Below are 16,557 nucleotides of genomic sequence, written 5' to 3'. Positions count from 1 at the left end.
TGTGTTACGGCCCCCCGATCCAGAAATCATCATCGGGGCGGATCGCCCCGGACTTGTCGACAAATCCCCCGCGCTCCAGGACGTCGCGCAGCGGTGCCCCGAGCGGCTGGCTCATCCGCAGGACGATGCCGCGCCGCGCCGCGGCCACCCGTGCCGACAGCAAAAGCTGTATGAAGCAGACGTCGGCATCCGTGAGGCCGCGGCAATCCACTTCGACATGCGTCGTGGAGCCCAGCGCATCCTGCAAGCGGTCCCGGACGGCCTCTATCACCGACAATGTCATGGAACCCGAGCACTCGACGGTTGCAGCATCGCGCAAGCCGGACATCGTGCGCCTTTCAAAGATCGGAGGGCGGCCCGGTCAAGCGGGCATTCGATCTCCATGTCTACAATATGGCGCAAGGCGGGAATATTCGGGTCGCCCCCAATGATGATGGGTGCTGCCCTAACGGAATTTTAACAATTATTCATCTGTTGATTAAAAGACTAAAATTTTCTAGAAACCATAATATAATAAAACTGATAATAATTCTGCTGTTGAATTTAATAAAAAGGCATAATTTCCAGTGAAGATTAGCCTTGTTTGAGGCGACAATGGCCATGAATATGGCTACTTATTATGGTTGTCTGATGAATGGTGTGGATTTATTGTTTGCAGTTCTGAAGTGATGAACTTCGACTTTTCGAAAAATGGAGTGCCACCTGCGTTGGTTTGATCGAGGGGGACGTCTGGAATCGGGGAATGGAGATCCGATGCCGGTGGCCGGGGCGTGCCGGGTCATCGGAGCCGGCCTGGAATTGTCCAAGGGCGAGGTTGGGCGCGACCGATAGGGTCTGCGCTTTTGGACTGGTGTCGGCCCCTTGCCTTGGCCATGCCGGTGTTCGTTTTTTTGCGCCGTCTTGCGCAATGCGGCCGGCGGCGGAGAGGATCCGGATCGGTCTGGCTGCCGATCCGATCCCGCTCACCATGCCGGAGATTGACCGCTTGATGCCTTTGGCGGCGGGCAGGTCGATCCCATTGGAAACGACCTGCCCAAGCCGATGAAAGCCGACTCTATTGCTGAGCGTCCGCCATCATGTCCATGTCGGAACCGTGGACGGTGCCGATGGCATGCAGGGAGCTTTGCAGGGCCAGCCTGTCCAACTGTTCCACCCGCAGGCTGGCGAAGATCTTGATGCGGCTTTCCAGTTCGACATAGGTGCGGCGGAAGGCCATGCGGATGCGGTCCTCCGACCCGGTCGCAGCGACGGGATCCTCGACACCCCAATGGGCGGTCAGCGGCGTCCCGTTCCACACCGGACACATCTCTCCCGCGGTCTGGTCGCACACCGTGAAGACGAAATCGAGGGCCGGTGCGTCCGGCCGGGCGAAGTCGTTCCAACTCTTGGAACGCAGATTTTCGGTCGGCAACTTGAAGGCCTGAAGGGTGGCCAGCGTGTGCGGGTTGATCTGGCCAGCCGGGTGACTGCCCGCCGACCAGGCGTTGAAGCGGCCTGCACCCCAACGGCGCATCAGGCATTCCGCCATGATGCTGCGGGCGGAATTATGGGTGCACAAAAACAGGACGTTATAGATCTTCTCGGTGCCCATCTGGTCTGCCATGGCCCACCCCTGGGTTCGGCCCGCCGGCGGGGCGCCGACGGGAACGGGACGGCGGCAATCCTGCCGCGCGCCCCGCTCCCGGTTCAAATCAAGCTTTTATGTCAAGCCCGACCTGTCATGCCAGGTCGAAGACCAGCACCTCGGCCTCGTCGGCACGGTCCAGCGTCACCGCCTCCTCGTCCGTCAGTGCGGCGCCGTCACCAGCCTTCAACAGGGTGCCGTTGACATGCACCCAGCCGCGGGCGACCTGGACCCAGGCATGGCGGCCGGGGCGCAGGGCCAGCGTGGCGCTTTCCTCCCCGTCCAGCAGGGCGGCGTAGAGGTCGACATCCTGATGGATGGTGACGCTGCCCTCCCGTCCGTCACGCGAGCCGACCAGCTTCAACTGGCCACGCTTTTCCGCTGCCGGGAAATCCGCCTGCTGGTAGCCGGGTGCCAGGTTGCTGGTCTCCGGCAGGATCCAGATCTGCAGGAAATGCACCGGCTCGGTGTCGGACGCGTTGTACTCGCTGTGGCGGATGCCGCGGCCGGCGCTCATCCGCTGGACCTCGCCCGGGCGGATCACCGATCCGGTGCCGATGGAATCCTTGTGCTCCAGCGCTCCGCTCAGCACGTAGGAGACGATCTCCATGTTGGCGTGCCCATGGGTGGGGAAGCCGGCGCCGGGGATCACGCGATCCTCGTTGATCACCCGCAGCGCGCGGAAGCCCATATGGGCCGGATCGAAGTAATGGCCGAAGGAGAAGCTGTGGTTGCTGTTCAGCCAACCCATGTTGGCGACCCCACGCTCGTCGCGATGGCGAATGGTCATCATGATGGAACCCTCCGTGCCCATTGGGCTGTCGTTGTCTGGAGGGGAATTTGGCACCGGAGGCGATGGAGAACAATCTGGGGAAATGACACCAGATTGTTGCTTTAATAGGCACAATATCGGACCTATGCCGCTCCCCTTATCCCGCCAGCGGCACCCCTACCGCGAACACCGTCCCGCGCCCCTCGATGGATCGCACCGTCACCGGATGACCCAGCAGCCGCGCCAGACGTTCGACGATGGCGAGACCCAGCCCGATCCCCTCGCTGCGGTCGCGGTCGGGCCGGTCGAGCTGGACGAACTCCTCGAAGATGCGGGCACGGTCGGGGGCGGCGATGCCGCGGCCGGTGTCGTAGACCTCGATCCACAGCGTTTCGCCGCGGGTACGGCAACCGACCAGAACGCCGCCGGTCTCGGTGTAGCGTATGGCGTTGGCGATCAGGTTGCGGACGATGCGCTCCAGCAGTGCCGGGTCGCTGCGCACCACCGCGCCGGTCGGGACGGCGCGCAGCCGCAGTCCCTTCGTCTCCGCCAGACCGGCGAACTCGGCCTCCAACTGGTCGAGCAGGGGGGAGAGTGGCAGGTCGGTCGGCTTCGGCGTCACCACTCCCGATTCCAGCTTGGAGATGTCGAGGATCGCGTTCAGCAGGTCGCGCATCGACCGCTGCGCCGCCTTGAGGTCGGACAGCAGCACCACCGCCTTGCCGCTCTGGGGCTGGCGTTCCAGCATGCCGGTGAACATGCCGATGGCCTGCAGCGGTTGCTGGAGATCGTGGCTGGCATGGGCGAGGAAGCGGGACTTGGCGCGGTGTGCCTGTTCGGCGGCAGTCTTGGCGGCTTGCAGTTCCGCCGTCCGTTCGCGTACCTGTTGTTCCAGCGTGGCGTTGGACCGCTCGATGGTCTCGGCCATGCGCAGGATTTCGGTGAACTGGCGGCGCACCTGCCGGGTCATCGGCCGGAAGATCGCCAGCGCCTCCACCGCCAGGATCAGCAGGGTCGCCAGCAAGGCAGCCAGCCCCAGCTGGTGGAGGGTGTGGAAGCCGGCCTCCCCCTCCTCCTGGTATAGGGCCACCATGTTTTCAAGCCGTTGCAGCAGCGGGCCGAGCGCCTGGGCGGTGATGCGGTCCGCTTCCGCCGGGTCGGGCGGATTGCCGGCCGCTGTGGCAGCGATCACCCGGCGCAGGGCGGCGATATGGTCGGTCACCACCGGGTCGAGCGGATCGGGACCGTCGTGGAACAGGTCGCCCGGCGGCGGCCCGAGTGGCGGCCCTTCCTCCGGTCCGGCCCGGCCGCTCAGCCGGCGGTGGGCCGTTTCGAAGATGTCGGTAGCCTCCGACAGCCTTCGGGCAAGCTCGGCGCGTACCGTCGGATCGGTGACGGTCTTCAGCTGCTCGACCAGCAGAGCGGTCCGTTGCGACAGCATGCGCTGCCGGCCGGAGACGTTGACGACCTCCAGCATCCGTTCGTGCTGGCCGATCACCCGTTCGGTCATGACGAAGCCGGCAAGGGTGCCCAGCGCGATCAGCATCAGCGCCAGGGCGTAGCGCACGGTCATCCAGCGCGCCGTGGTCGTGCCGATCGGTATCATGCGCTTTTCCCCGGCCCCGTCATGGGGCGCCCTCATGAGGCTGCATCATGGGGTGGTTTGCCGCATCGCGGCAATGGTTACGGCAACGGCCGGACCTCTTGGCGAGGCTATAATGCCTCGGTGAAGCCGCAGGCGCCCAGCGCGGCCTGCATGTGCGGCGGAACCGGCGCCACCGCCCCCACCGGATCGCGCTTCGGGTAGAGCGGCAGCGAGATGGCACGGGAATGCAAGTGCAGCGGCTTGCCTTCCGGCCCGCCATATTGCGGATCGCCGACCAGCGGGCAGCCGATGGAGGCGCAATGGACGCGGATTTGGTGGGTGCGGCCGGTGTGCGGCGTCAGCTCCAGCCAGGTCAGACCGTCCGCCTGTCCGCGCACGACATAGTCGGTCACTGCCGTCTGCCCGTCGGGCGACCCGACGATGCGCCAGCCCCCGGTCTTGTTGGAAACCTTGGCGAGCGGCAGCTCGATCCGCCCGGACTCCTGCGGCGGCGTGCCGACGACCACTGCCCAATAGGTCTTATCGACCTTGCCGTTCTGGAACAGGATGCCGATCTTGCGCAACGCCTTGGCATGACGGCCCAGGATCAGGCAGCCCGAGGTGTCGCGGTCCAGCCGGTGGGCGAGGGATGGCGGCTTGGGGAAACCGAAGCGCAGTGCGTCGAAATGCCGCTCCAGGTTCGGACCGCCGGCGGGACCGGCATGGACCGGCAATCCGGGGGGCTTGTCGAGGATCAGCATCAGCCCGTCGCGGTACAGGATGCGTTCTTGGATTTGGGCGGGTGTCACGGGCAATTCATCCCCAGGCACGGGAAATTAGGAGGTCGATGGCGGCGATAATGCGGTCGCCGTCGTCGGCGAGGGAGCCGATTTTTTCACCGAGCTGCTCGGCACGGAGCGAAACAGTCTGCAATGGATGAAGGACCACCGAACGGCCTTCGATCTCGAAGGACGGATTCAGCTCCGGATCGATCGGAGGTTCGGCACGCTTGTCCACCATCGGAATTATGACGCGGCTGCGTGCGGCATCGAATCTACGGGACTGGATGACGACCACAAACGGAATGAACTGACGGCGGGCGCCCGTGTTTCCATGGACGTCGAATTGGCTCATAGGACGTCGTTGGCATACTGATCGGCAAAAGAGCCGTGCTTTTCGTCGAACAGGTTCCAGGCTTCTATCGTGGCGTCCAGGCGGCGCTCACGATCCGCCTTCGCCAATTCATCGGCAAGCAGCTTCTCGATCTGCTCCGACAGGTCGCCGGGAAGGGATTTCGCGCGCTGAAGGATGTCCTCGTCCAGGGAGAGGATGACGTCCTGCTTGTGTGCGCGCCGGTCATGAACACCGTCCATTGGAAAGCCCTCCGCAAACCATCGGCATTGAAGATAGGCTTTCGCCCTGCCGTCCGGCAAGCGGACAGGGGAAAGGGCACGGCTCCCATCGGCGCCGCGCCCCCTGATATCCGGCTCCGATCAGGCGAGCTTCAATTCCTTGAAGAAGTCGTTGCCCTTGTCGTCGACGATGATGAAGGCGGGGAAGTCCTCCACCTCGATGCGCCAGATTGCTTCCATGCCGAGTTCGGGATACTCGACGCACTCCACCTTCTTGATGCAGTCCTGGGCCAGACGGGCGGCGGCACCGCCGATCGAGCCGAGATAGAAGCCGCCATGCTGCTTGCAGGCCGCCGTCACTTCCGCGCTGCGGTTGCCCTTGGCCAGCATGACCATGGAGCCGCCGGCCGCCTGGAACTGGTCGACGAAGCTGTCCATGCGACCGGCCGTGGTCGGCCCGAAGGAGCCCGAGGCGTAGCCTTCCGGCGTCTTGGCCGGGCCGGCGTAATAGATCGGGTGGTTCTTGAAATAGTCGGGCAGCGGCTCGCCGGCATCGAGCCGGGCACGCAGCTTGGCATGGGCGAGGTCGCGGGCGACGATCAGCGGGCCGGTCAGCGACAGGCGGGTGCGGATCGGGTGCTGGGACAGCGTGGCGCGGATTTGCTCCATCGGCTGGTTCAGGTCGATCTTCACGACCTCGTCCGACAGATGTTCGTCGCCGATCTCCGGCAGATACTGGGCCGGATCGGTCTCCAGCTGCTCCAGGAAGATGCCGTCCCTGGTGATCTTGCCCACCGCCTGACGGTCGGCCGAGCAGGACACGCCGACGCCGATCGGCATGGAGGCGCCGTGGCGCGGCAGGCGGATGACGCGGACGTCGTGGCAGAAATACTTGCCGCCGAACTGGGCGCCGATGCCCATGTTCTGGGTCAGCTTGTGGACCTCGGCCTCCATCGCCAGATCGCGGAAGGCATGCGCGTCCTCGCCGCCCTCGGTCGGCAGGTCGTCGAGATAGCGGGCCGATGCCAGCTTGACCGTCTTCAGGTTCTGTTCGGCCGACAGGCCGCCGATGACGATGGCCAGATGATAGGGCGGGCAGGCCGAGGTGCCGAGATAGCGGATCTTGTCTTCCAGGAACTTCAGCAGCCGGTCGGGCGCCAACACCGACGGCGTGGCCTGATGTAGGAAGGTCTTGTTGGCCGACCCGCCGCCCTTGGCCATGAACAGGAACTTATAATAGTCCTCGCCCTCGGAATAGATGTCGATCTGGGCCGGCAGGTTGTTGCGGGTGTTCTTCTCCTCGTACATGGAGATCGGCGCCAGCTGGCTGTAGCGCAGGTTGCGCTTCAGGTAGGCGTCGCGCGCGCCTTCCGACAGGGCCTGCTCGTCGCCGCCCTTGGTGAAGACGCGGCGGCCCTTCTTCCCCATGATGATGGCGGTGCCGGTGTCCTGGCACATCGGCAACGTGCCGGCGGCGGCGATGTTGGCGTTCTTCAACAGGTCGAGCGCGACGAAGCGGTCGTTGGCCGACGCCTCCGGATCGTCGAGGATCTTGGCGAGCTGGGCCAGATGGCCCGGGCGCAGCAGATGGTTGATGTCGGCGAAGGCCGCCTCGGCCAGCAGGCGCAGACCTTCCGGCTCGACCTTGAGGATCTGTTCGCCGTCGAACTCGGTGACGGAGACGTGATCGGAGGTCAGCTTGCGGTAGGTCGTGTCATCCTTGGCGAGCGGAAACAGGCCGGCTCCGCGGGCTGAGGCGATGTCGTCGGGCATTGGGGGCGTTCCTTTATGACGATCCTGGCGTGACGATCCTGGCGTGACGATCCAACTGCGTCCGCTCGCCTTCGCGGAACGCGCCCGGCCGGGCGCGCGAAGGGGAACAAGCCGCGCTCGGCCCCCCTTATACACCGCTGCGGGACGAAGACAACCGTCGGCCGTGCGGAAGGCGTCGCGACGGTTTGACTTGGGACAGTTCGGAGGATTTTCTTGGGAGTAGCGCGGGGAAGTGGTCAGACCAGTGCCGCTTCCCCGGCGATAACTTCCCTATGCCGCCGCCTTCACCTGCCCGGTCACCGCCGCATGGCTCTGCGTCACCGGTTCGGCCGGGGCGCCGGCCCATTCGCCATGGGCGGGGATCTCCTCGCCCTTCATCACCAGGGTCAGCGGACCCAGCCGGGCGAAGTCGCCGACATGGGTGTCGTACAGCACCGTGGCCCCCGCCCCGACGGTGACGCCGGTGCCGACGCTCACCCGGCCGACCTTCATCACGCGGTCCTCGTAGAGATGGGTCTGCAGCGCCGACAGGGCGTTGATCGCGGAATAATCGCCCACCGCCACGCAGTCGAACTCGGTGATGTCGGTGGTGTCCATGTAGACCCCCCGGCCGAACTTCGTGCCGAACAGGCGCAGCACCCAGGGCAGCATCGGCGTGCCGCGCAGATGGTCGAGCAGCACCTTGCCGGCGAGGCCCCAGTAGAGCACGGCCACTGCCTCGGTCCGCATCGCCCACCAGGACCACATGGGCTTCATGGTGGGGGCGTAGCGGCCCATCAGCAGCCATTTCACCAGCGCCACCACCAGCACCATCGCGACCGGGATGGCGACGCTGACCGCCAGGAACTGCCAGGCGAAGGCTCCCCAGCGGCCGTCGAGGAGCGCGGGCGCGAACATCTCCACTGCAAAGGTGCCGAAGGTGATGAACAGCATCGACGGCATCGACAGGCTGAAGGCCTCGAACACCGCACGGCCGAGACGGCGGGCGCGCGATGGCTCGAAGGTCCAGTTGGCGGCGATGTTGTCGAACTTCTGGCGGACCGGAAGCCTGATCGGCGGGCTGCCGAACCAGGTGTCGCCCGGCTGCATCTCGGCATTCGCCGGCGGCTTGGACTTGATGCCGATCAGCGTGCCGGTGGGGATGACCGCTCCAGGCGGGACCACGGCGTCGTTGCCGACGAACACGCGGGCCTCGGTCCTCACCGGCTTCAGATCCATCCAGCCGCGGCGGATGTCCTCGTCGCCCAGCACCACCTCGTCGGCGATGAAGCATTTCTCGCCGATCTCCACCAGATCGTAGCGGCCGGCGAGGTTGGTCGAGATCTCGGCGTCGCGGCCGATCTTCGCGCCCATCAGCCGGTACCAGGCCCGCATGTAGACGGTGGCGTAGAGCGAGCTGAGCGTCTCCAGCATCACCTCGGTCGCCAGGGCCACGATCCATTTGCGGACATAGAACCAGCTGTGGACCGAATAGGAGCCGGACTCCACCTTCGGCAGCACGATCCAGCGCATGGCGGCGATCAGCAGCACGGTGAAGGCCACCAGGAACATGGCGGTCGGCCAGGCGATGGCGGGGACGTAATAGAGATAGTTGACCTTGAACACCCCGCCCATCCAGGCGTCGAGCCGGTCGAACAGGTAGAAGGCGGGGAAGATCGGGATCAGCGCCACCGGCGGCAGTCCGACCACGGCGACCAGATAGAACAGCCCCTGGGTCATCCGGCGGGAGACACCAGCCGCGGACGCCTGGGGCAGGGCGATACGGTCGACCATGCCGACCTTGCGTGCGGGCGATCCGTCCCACGATTCATAGGCGCCGGTGCGCGTGCCGGCGGGCAGGGCGGTCAGGTCGGCCAGTTCGGTGCCCGGCGCGACCACCGTGTCGTGCCCGATGACGCAGGAGGTGCCGATATAGGCGTCGTCGCCGATCTCGATGGTGCCGATCACCAGCTCGTTGCCGATCACCTCGGCATTGGCCAGCTTCACCTTGCCGCCGGTGGAGGTGCCGCGGCCGATCGACACCAGATCGATGGCGCCGGATTCGAACTCGCCGATCATGGCGTCGGCGCCGACCCGGGCGCCCAGCGCCCGCAGGAACATCCGCATCAGCGGCGATCCCTGGAACCACTTCAGGTGGACGAGGCTGATGAAGCGTTGCGCCAGCCACCAGCGGTAATAATAGACGCCCCACAGCGGGTAGCGGCCCGGCATGGTGCGGCCGATGATCAGCCATTTCGCGGCGATGGCGATGGCGATCGTCGCAATGTTGATGACGACGTAGACGCCGAACAGGGTGGAGATCTCGCCCAGCAGCGTCGCGTCCTCGCCCGACAGCAGCATGTAGCTGACGAAAACGCCCAGCCACTGGACGGTCATCAGCGCCAGGATGACCGGCAGCGCCGCGGCCTGGGCCAGCCCGCACAGCAGGCGGCGGCGCAGCGGCGGCGGCTCGAAGGACAGGTCGGCCGGCTTGGCGCCGCGCCCGGCCGGCGCCTTGGCGTCCAGCCGCTCGGCCATCGCCCGCAGGCTGCGGGCGCCGTAGACGTCCTGGAGCGTCAGGCCCGACAGGCCCGCGGTCTCGCGCACCGCCGACACGAAGCGTGCCGCCAGCAGCGAATGGCCGCCCAGGTCGAGGAAGAAGTCTGCCTCCAGCGGGATCGACTGGCCGGGGAAGACCCGCCGCGCCGCATCCAGCAGGACGGCCTCGGTCGGGCTGCCCGGCTCCTCCTGTTCGGCGCCACCGGCATCCCCGGTCAGCGCCATCGCCTGGAGCGTCTTGCGGTCGGCCTTGCCCGAGGTCAGGCGCGGCAGCGCCTCCACCAGCTCGTAGTGCGCGGGCACCATGTAGGACGGCAATTGGGCGCGCAGGGCATCGCGCAGCGCAATCCTGTCCGGTGCGGCGCCGGGCCGGGCGACCAGGAAGGCGACCAGCCGGTCCAGGCCATTGTCGTTGCGCAGCACCACCGTTGCCTGGGCGACGCCCGGCAACTCGGTCAGCTTCGCCTCGATCTCGCCGAGCTCCAGCCGGAAGCCGCGGATCTTCACCTGATCGTCGATGCGGCCGTGGAAGCGCAGGTTGCCGTCGGCATCCAGGCTGACCGCGTCGCCGGAGCGGTAGAGCAGCGGATCGGGACCATCTCCGGCGCCATCCGGCCGGAAGGGATTGGCGATGAACTTTTCCGCCGTCAACTCCGGCCGGCCGAGATAGCCCTGCGCGACGCCGGGGCCGCCGATCAGCAGTTCGCCCTGGGTGCCGGGAGGAACCGGGTTCAGCGCCTCGTCCACCACATAGCAGGTGTAGTTGGGGATCGGGCGGCCGATGGTGACGGGGATGTCGGGCAGCACCTCGGCCACCGTGGCGACGACGGTCGCCTCGGTCGGGCCGTAGCTGTTGAACAGGCGCCGGCCGGGCCGGCACCAGCGCACAGCCACCGCCGGCGGGCAGGCTTCGCCGCCCAGGATGACGACGCGCAGCGACGGCACGTCCTTCGGCAGCATCGCCAGCAGGGTCGGTACGGTGTCCAGCACGGTGACGCCGGCGTCGTTCAGCACGTCGGCCAGCCGGTCGGCCTCGTCCAGCACCTGGCGGCTGGCGACCCACAGGGTCGCACCGGCCAGATAGGGGACGAAGATTTCCTCCAGCGACAGGTCGAAGGCCACCGATGCGCCCTGGAACGCCACGTCCTCGGCGGTGATGCCGTAGACGCTGTTGGCGGCGCGCAGGTAATGGCAGATGTTGCGGTGGCTGATGACGATGCCCTTGGGCTTGCCGGTCGAGCCCGAGGTGTAGATGGCATAGGCCGGGCTGGCCGGCGTGACCCCGTCGGCGCGCAGGTCGAGCGGACGACCGTCGTCGCCCATCACGTCGCCGATGCGCAGGGTCTGTACCGCCGCGCCGTGGGCGGTCAGGGCCGCCGCCTTGGTGCCGGTGACGAGATCGACCAGGATCGCCGGGGCGGCGCAGTCGGTCAGGCTGACCGCCACCCGCTCCGCCGGAGCGTCGGCGTCGAACGGCAGATAGGCGGCGCCGGCCTTCAGGATGCCGAGCAGCGCCACATGCAGATCCAGCGACCGCGCCATCCACAACCCGACGAAGCAGCCGGGGCCGATGCCGCGCGCCCGCAGGCCGCGGGCGACCCGGTTGGCCCGCGCATCGAGTTCGGCGTAGCTGACGCGCCGTCCCTCATGAATGATGGCCGTGCGGTCGGGATGGGCCGCGGCGGTCGTCTGTGGAATGTCGGACAGCAACTCGTCCCGCAGCAGGGACGGGTCGACGGGACCGCGCAGCATCGTCACCGGACCATCGGCGGCGCTGCAGGAGGAAATCGTCGATTGGCCGGCCGGGGAGACGTCGATGGGGCCATTCGCCCGCGTATTCAGCAGGGTCACGCTGTATCAGCCTTCCGATAGGGATCAGCGCGGTGGCGCCCAACGGACCCGAGCGGTGCCCGGTCCCGGCGGTCGGCTGAATGCGGCCATGTGCCGCCGACATGTTGTGGGGATTTATGGTTAATGAAAGCTTGCCATCGATCAGGCGGGTGCCTGTACCGTTGGGAGATGGCAAGTCTTGGGCCGACCAAGCGCTGCAAGAGCACGATTCGCACCGACCAGAAGAAATTAAAAGACCTGCCGGCCCGGATACATGCGGATACATGCGGGTTCGGGCGCCGCTTACATGATCCGATACGGACGACCGGTCAAGGGAGTCCTTATGCAAGGGAGGCAAACGGATCCTGCGTATGTCGGGACCGGCACATTTCCTGAGGATTTTCCCCGATCCGTCTTCATTCAATGAGCGCATGGCTGCCGCGCCGGAGGGCCAAGCCTGCCGTCAACAATCATGATGGACGTCATCATATTTCTTATTCATGATGAACATCATTTATAAGGCGCTTGGCGCCGGTGGTGCGCACCGGTTGGCCCGTGGCGGATTCGGCAGTTCAACAGGGAGACGAGCGATGAGCATCACGACGGATATGAGCGGGCGGGTGGTTCTGGTCACCGGGGGCACCTCGGGCATCGGGCGGGCGACGGCGCTGGCCTTCGGTCAGGCTGGGGCGACGGTGATCGTCACCGGCCGGCGCGAGGCGGAGGGGCAGGAGACGGTGGCGCAGATCGGCCATGCCGGCGGAGTCGGCAGCTTCGTGGCGGCCGATGTCGCCGATGCGGCGGAGGTCGCCGCCCTGTTCGGACGGATCGAGCGCGACCATGGGCGCCTGGACGCCGCCTTCAACAATGCCGGCATCCATCAGGTCGCCCCGCTGACGGAGATGGACGATTCCGCCTTCGACCGCATACTGACCGTCAATGTGAAGGGCGTCTGGCTCTGCCTGAAGCATGAGCTGGCAATCATGAAGCGCCAGGGTCATGGCTCCATCGTCAACACCGGTTCGGTGTTGGGCCAGATCGGCATGGCCGGCAATGCCGCCTATTCCGCCAGCAAGGCGGCGGTGGAAGGACTGACCCGCACCGCGGCGATCGAGGTCGCGGCGTCCGGCGTGCGCGTCAATGCCGTCTGCCCGGCGATCATCCAGACGCCGATGACCCAGGGTTCCTTTGGTGGGGCGGAGCAGGTCGAAGCCGTGCTGGGGCGACTCCATCCCGTCGGCCGCGTCGGCCGGCCCGAGGAGGTTGCTGCCGCGGTGCTCTGGCTCTGCTCGGATTCTGCCGGCTTCGTCACCGGCCAGTCCATCAACATCGACGGCGGCGTGACCGCCCAGTAACCCCCAGATCGACCGCGCGCCGGCTGCCGGAGACGCAATTCATGCTGTCCACCCCTCTTGCCTCCGTCCTGGCGCGGCGGAACATCCATTACGGATGGGTCGTCGTCGCCGTCACTTTCCTGTCGATGCTTGTCTCTGCCGGCGCGGTCGGCGCCCCCGGCGTCCTGCTTCTGCCACTCCAGCGGGAGTTCGGTTGGGATACCGCCGACATTTCCACCGCCATGGCGATCCGCCTGCTGCTGTTCGGGCTGATGGGACCCTTCGCCGCGGCGATGATCAACCGCTTCGGCGTCCGCCGCATGGTTCTGTCCTCCCTGACCCTGGTCGGAGCGGGGTTGTTTGCCTCGCTGGCGATGCGCGAGGTATGGCAGCTGATCGTCCTGTGGGGGTTCGTCGTCGGCTTCGGCACCGGCCTGACCGCCATGGTGCTGGGCGCCACCATCGCCACGCGCTGGTTCGTTGCCCGCCGCGGGCTGGTGATCGGGTTGCTGACCGCGAGTTCGGCCACCGGGCAACTGGTCTTCATGCCGTTCCTGTCGATGCTGACGGAGGCCTATGGCTGGCGGACCGCCATCGCGTTGCTGTGCGGGCTGATCGCCACGGCCGCGCTCGCCATGCTGGTGCTGATGCGCGACCGTCCCGCCGACCTGGGGCTCGCTGCCCTGGGCGAGGCGAAGGACGCCCCACCTCCTCCCCCGGCCGGTCCGATCCTGCCGGCGGCCTTCGGCGCCCTGCGCGACGCCGCGGCGACACGGACCTTCTGGGTGCTGTTCACGACCTTCTTCATTTGCGGTGCCAGCACCAACGGCCTGATCCAGACCCATCTGATCCCGCTCTGCGTCGATTTCAGCGTGCCGGAGGTGCAGGCCGCCGGACTGTTGGCGCTGATGGGGATCTTCGATTTCATCGGCACGGTCGGGTCAGGCTGGCTGTCCGACCGGTATGACAACCGCTTGCTGCTGTTCTGGTATTACGCGCTGCGCGGGCTGTCGCTGCTCTATCTGCCCTACTCCGACTTCACCCTCTACGGATTGTCGGTCTTCGCCGTCTTCTACGGCCTCGACTGGATCGCCACCGTGCCGCCGACGGTTCGCCTCACCGCCGAACGCTTCGGCCGGGAGCGTGCCAACCTCGTCTTCGGCTGGGTCTTCGCCGGCCACCAGCTCGGCGCCGCCGCCGCGGCCTTCGGTGCAGGCCTGTCGCGCACCGTCCTGCAGAGCTACCTGCCGGCCTTTGCCATCGCCGGCGCCCTGTGCCTGGTCGCCGCCCTGCTGGTGCCGATGCTGGGACGCGGTGCCGGGCGCGCCAAGCCGGCCGCCGCGCGGGGGTGAGGTCCGGACGTCACCCCTATCACCCCAGATGGTCGAGCGGCAGCGCCGTGCGGTAACGAACCTGCTTCAGCGCGAAGCTCGACCTGATGTTGGCGACGCCGGGGATACGTGTCAGGTGTTCCTTCAGGAAGCGTTCGTAGCTGGCGAGGTCCGGCACCACCACCCGCAGCAGGTAATCGGCGTCGCCGGTCATCAGGTAGCATTCCAGCACCTCCGGTCGAGTCATCACCGCAGCCTCGAACCCGTCAAGCCGCGCCTCCACCTGCCGTTCCAGGCTGACGCTGACGAAGATGTTGACTGGCAGGTCGACGGAGGCCGGATCGACCAGCGCCACATAGCGGCCGATCACGCCCGCCTCTTCCATCGCCTTGACCCGCCGCAGGCAGGGCGACGGGGACAGGCCGACACGTTCCGCCAACTCGTTGTTGGGCAGGCGACCATCCTCCTGCAGGGCGGCCAGGATCTTTCGGTCGATGCGATCGAGGGCATGCTTTGGCATCGGATGCCGCTTCCAGCCGTGATTTGACATCCGATGCTAAAATAAACGCGGAGCCGGCGCCACTTCGCAAGCACCTGCCAGATCGCAAATGATAGGCTCCGCAAACCATAACCCCAGTCCGGGAGCAGACCCATGACCGCGACCTTGCCGTCCTCCGCCGACCTCGCCTGCCTGGCCGAGCTGGAGCGCAAGGTACTCTGGCTCGCGTCCTGGACGATCCACAATGCCAACCATGTCCGCCCCAACCTCGACGGGCTGAAGATCGGCGGCCATCAGGCATCGAGCGCCTCGCTGGCCACCATCATGACCGCGCTCTATTTCTCGGCGCTGCGGCCTGAGGACCGGGTGGCGGTGAAGCCGCATGCCAGCCCGATCTTCCACGCCATCCAGTATCTGCTGGGCAACCAGACGCGCGGGACGCTGGAGAATTTCCGCGGCTACAAGGGGGCCCAGTCCTACCCGTCGCGCACCAAGGACGTGGACGACGTCGATTTCTCCACCGGTTCGGTCGGGCTGGGGGTGGCGCAGACGCTGTTCGCCTCGCTGGTCCAGGATTACCTGAAGGCCAAGGGCTGGGCTCCCGGCCTGGACGAGGGCCGCATGGTCTCGCTGGTCGGCGACGCCGAGATGGACGAGGGCAACATCTTCGAAGCGTTGCAGGAGGGGTGGAAGCATGGCCTGCGCAACACCTGGTGGATCGTCGACTACAACCGCCAGAGCCTCGATGCGGTGATCCGCGAAGGGCTGTGGGAGCGGCTGGAGAACATCTTCCGCGCCTTCGGCTGGGACGTGGTGATCCTGAAATACGGCACCCTGATGCAGGAGGCCTTCTGCGAGCCGGGCGGCGAGCGCTTGCGCGACTGGATCGACAACTGTCCCAACCAGCTCTATTCGGCCCTGACCTACCAGGGCGGCGCCGCTTGGCGTCGGCGCCTGATGGACGATCTGGGCGACCAGGGCGACGTCACCCGCCTGATCGAGCACCGGACCGACGAGCAGTTGGCCCGGCTGATGGGCAATCTCGGCGGCCACGACCTGCCGTCGCTGCTGGAGGCCTTTGCCGGGGCACGCACGCATGACCGGCCGGTCTGCTTCATCGCCTACACGGTCAAGGGATTCGGCCTGCCGCTCGCCGGCCACAAGGACAACCACTCCGGCCTGCTGACCCGCGAGCAGATGGACGGCTTCCGCGCCGCCAACAAGGTCCGGCCCGGTCATGAGTGGGAACGTTTCGAAGGGCTGGACCTGCCCGTGGCGGCGCTTGAGGAGTTCCTGCACCGTGTGCCCTTCGCGCAGAAGGGCCGCCGCCGCTACGAGGCGCCGGCGGTCGGGGTGCCCGCGGTCCTGCCTGCCCCGACGCAGAAGAGCCTGTCGACCCAGGCCGCCTTCGGCCTGATCCTGAACGAGATCGGGCGCGAGCGTTCGCCGCTGGCCGAGCGCATCGTCACCACCGCCCCCGACGTCACCGTTTCCACCAATTTGGGCGCCTGGGTGAACCGGCGCGGCCTGTTCGCCAAGAGCGAAATGGCCGACCTGTTCAAGAAGGAGCGCATCCCTTCCACCTACAGCTGGGAATTTTCGCCGAAGGGCCAGCATCTGGAACTGGGCATCGCCGAATCCAACCTGTTCACCCTGCTGTCGGCATTGGGCCTGTCGCACAGCCTGTTCGGGGAGCGGCTGCTGCCCATCGGCACCGTCTACGACCCTTTCATCATGCGCGGCGCCGACCAGCTGAATTACGCCTGCTACCAGGATGCCCGCTTCATGCTGGTGGCGACGCCTTCGGGCATCACGCTTGCGCCGGAAGGCGGGGCGCACCAGTCCATCGCCACGCCGCTGGTCGGCATGGCCCAGGACGGCCTCGCCTATTTCGAACCGGCATTCGCCGACGAACTGGC

Annotated in this window: 13 protein-coding genes (1 of these 13 running past the window's edge); 3 read left to right on the top strand and 10 right to left on the bottom strand. The window is 66.5% G+C overall.

Annotated elements, in window-relative coordinates:
* Nucleotides 1-4 precede the first annotated feature (4 nt).
* The 9 genes from AL072_RS28130 to AL072_RS36070 all read right to left on the bottom strand — a co-directional run bounded on the left by AL072_RS28130 (nt 5) and on the right by AL072_RS36070 (nt 11,495).
* Nucleotides 5-328 (bottom strand): STAS domain-containing protein, encoded by a 324-nt coding sequence (locus AL072_RS28130; RefSeq protein ID WP_052710441.1) that lies wholly within the window; start codon nt 326-328, stop codon nt 5-7.
* Nucleotides 329-1,054: 726 nt separating this feature from the next.
* Complete coding sequence (locus AL072_RS28125) at nt 1,055-1,603, bottom strand: arsenate reductase ArsC (protein WP_425388620.1); 549 nt, start codon at nt 1,601-1,603, stop codon at nt 1,055-1,057.
* Between the two features lie 115 nt (nt 1,604-1,718).
* A complete protein-coding gene (locus tag AL072_RS28120) occupies nt 1,719-2,417 on the bottom strand; it encodes a pirin family protein (RefSeq protein WP_045585965.1) in 699 nt (232 codons plus the stop codon).
* Nucleotides 2,418-2,553: 136 nt separating this feature from the next.
* Nucleotides 2,554-4,002 (bottom strand): ATP-binding protein, encoded by a 1,449-nt coding sequence (locus AL072_RS28115; RefSeq protein ID WP_052710440.1) that lies wholly within the window; start codon nt 4,000-4,002, stop codon nt 2,554-2,556.
* Nucleotides 4,003-4,109: 107 nt separating this feature from the next.
* Nucleotides 4,110-4,790, bottom strand: coding sequence for an RluA family pseudouridine synthase (locus AL072_RS28110; RefSeq protein WP_045585964.1), 681 nt, complete (start codon nt 4,788-4,790; stop codon nt 4,110-4,112).
* Between the two features lie 7 nt (nt 4,791-4,797).
* A complete protein-coding gene (locus tag AL072_RS28105) occupies nt 4,798-5,115 on the bottom strand; it encodes a CcdB family protein (RefSeq protein ID WP_045585682.1) in 318 nt (105 codons plus the stop codon).
* Nucleotides 5,112-5,354, bottom strand: coding sequence for a type II toxin-antitoxin system CcdA family antitoxin (locus tag AL072_RS28100; RefSeq protein WP_045585681.1), 243 nt, complete (start codon nt 5,352-5,354; stop codon nt 5,112-5,114). The genes AL072_RS28105 and AL072_RS28100 overlap by 4 nt, the downstream gene beginning before the upstream one ends.
* Before the next feature lie 120 nt (nt 5,355-5,474).
* Entirely contained in the window at nt 5,475-7,106 is a 1,632-nt protein-coding gene (locus AL072_RS28095) for a fumarate hydratase (protein ID WP_200909936.1), read from the bottom strand.
* A gap of 270 nt (nt 7,107-7,376) precedes the next feature.
* Nucleotides 7,377-11,495, bottom strand: coding sequence for a Pls/PosA family non-ribosomal peptide synthetase (locus tag AL072_RS36070; RefSeq protein WP_045585680.1), 4,119 nt, complete (start codon nt 11,493-11,495; stop codon nt 7,377-7,379).
* A 569-nt stretch (nt 11,496-12,064) separates the two neighbouring features.
* Between AL072_RS36070 and AL072_RS28085 the strand changes: the two genes are divergently transcribed.
* Nucleotides 12,065-12,829 carry an SDR family NAD(P)-dependent oxidoreductase gene (locus AL072_RS28085; RefSeq protein WP_245637031.1) on the top strand — a complete coding sequence of 255 codons (765 nt, stop codon included), beginning with the start codon at nt 12,065-12,067 and terminating at the stop codon, nt 12,827-12,829.
* 41 nt (nt 12,830-12,870) lie between these two features.
* Nucleotides 12,871-14,160 carry an MFS transporter gene (locus AL072_RS28080; RefSeq protein ID WP_045585679.1) on the top strand — a complete coding sequence of 430 codons (1,290 nt, stop codon included), beginning with the start codon at nt 12,871-12,873 and terminating at the stop codon, nt 14,158-14,160.
* 19 nt (nt 14,161-14,179) lie between these two features.
* Here the strand turns inward: AL072_RS28080 and AL072_RS28075 are convergent, their stop codons facing one another.
* Nucleotides 14,180-14,659 (bottom strand): Lrp/AsnC family transcriptional regulator, encoded by a 480-nt coding sequence (locus tag AL072_RS28075; RefSeq protein WP_045585678.1) that lies wholly within the window; start codon nt 14,657-14,659, stop codon nt 14,180-14,182.
* A 132-nt stretch (nt 14,660-14,791) separates the two neighbouring features.
* Between AL072_RS28075 and AL072_RS28070 the strand changes: the two genes are divergently transcribed.
* Nucleotides 14,792-16,557, top strand: partial view of a transketolase-like TK C-terminal-containing protein gene (locus tag AL072_RS28070; RefSeq protein WP_045585677.1) — the 5' portion only. It continues 646 nt past the right edge of the window; only the first 1,766 of its 2,412 coding nucleotides appear in the window; the start codon lies at nt 14,792-14,794; its stop codon lies beyond the right edge, outside the window.

It is taken from the genome of Azospirillum thiophilum (assembly GCF_001305595.1).
GTDB classification, from domain to species: domain Bacteria; phylum Pseudomonadota; class Alphaproteobacteria; order Azospirillales; family Azospirillaceae; genus Azospirillum; species Azospirillum thiophilum.
Note: the sequence above shows the minus strand (reverse complement) of the source record. Positions and strands in the feature narration are given on the sequence as shown.

Coding starts and splice junctions, on each gene's coding strand:
- AL072_RS28130 (WP_052710441.1), bottom strand. CDS start 328: ATGTCCGGCTTGCGCGATGCTGCAACCGTCGAGTGCTCGGGTTCCATG.
- AL072_RS28125 (WP_425388620.1), bottom strand. CDS start 1,603: ATGGCAGACCAGATGGGCACCGAGAAGATCTATAACGTCCTGTTTTTG.
- AL072_RS28120 (WP_045585965.1), bottom strand. CDS start 2,417: ATGATGACCATTCGCCATCGCGACGAGCGTGGGGTCGCCAACATGGGT.
- AL072_RS28115 (WP_052710440.1), bottom strand. CDS start 4,002: ATGATACCGATCGGCACGACCACGGCGCGCTGGATGACCGTGCGCTAC.
- AL072_RS28105 (WP_045585682.1), bottom strand. CDS start 5,115: ATGAGCCAATTCGACGTCCATGGAAACACGGGCGCCCGCCGTCAGTTC.
- AL072_RS28100 (WP_045585681.1), bottom strand. CDS start 5,354: ATGGACGGTGTTCATGACCGGCGCGCACACAAGCAGGACGTCATCCTC.
- AL072_RS28095 (WP_200909936.1), bottom strand. CDS start 7,106: ATGCCCGACGACATCGCCTCAGCCCGCGGAGCCGGCCTGTTTCCGCTC.
- AL072_RS28085 (WP_245637031.1), top strand. CDS start 12,065: ATGAGCATCACGACGGATATGAGCGGGCGGGTGGTTCTGGTCACCGGG.
- AL072_RS28080 (WP_045585679.1), top strand. CDS start 12,871: ATGCTGTCCACCCCTCTTGCCTCCGTCCTGGCGCGGCGGAACATCCAT.
- AL072_RS28075 (WP_045585678.1), bottom strand. CDS start 14,659: ATGCCAAAGCATGCCCTCGATCGCATCGACCGAAAGATCCTGGCCGCC.